Source organism: Xenorhabdus kozodoii, from assembly GCF_002632875.1.
Classification (GTDB): domain Bacteria; phylum Pseudomonadota; class Gammaproteobacteria; order Enterobacterales; family Enterobacteriaceae; genus Xenorhabdus; species Xenorhabdus kozodoii.
In genome coordinates this window covers 1-374 of record NZ_NJCX01000125.1, presented here as the reverse complement: position 1 = coordinate 374, position 374 = coordinate 1, and the positions used below count along the sequence as shown (strand labels likewise).

Here is a 374-nt window from a genome sequence, read left to right as displayed (position 1 = left end):
GATTTCCCCCAGTTCGATGCGGAAGCCGCGCAGTTTGACCTGAAAATCATTGCGGCCAAGGTAGTCGATATTGCCGTCGGGCAACCAGCGGCCAAGGTCACCGGTTTTGTACATCCGGGCGCCCGGCTCCGCGGTAAAGGGATCGGCAAGGAAACGTTCGGCGGTCAGTTCAGGGCGGTTGAGGTAACCACGGGCGACACCGGCACCGCCAATATACATTTCCCCGGCCACCCCGACGGGAACCGGTTGTCCATGCGTATCCAGAATGTAAATCCGGGTATTGCCGATCGGTTGGCCGATCGGGATTTTTCTGCCGACGCATTCGTCGATCTCATAGACAGTGGCAAAAGTGGTGGTCTCCGTGGGCCCATACA

1 protein-coding gene is annotated in these 374 nt (G+C 58.6%); it reads right to left on the bottom strand.

Annotated features, from left to right (window positions below; all coding sequences use genetic code 11):
- Positions 1–374 (bottom strand): AMP-binding protein (locus Xkoz_RS19430; RefSeq protein ID WP_141554470.1); only part of this gene is annotated, 374 nt, incomplete at both ends.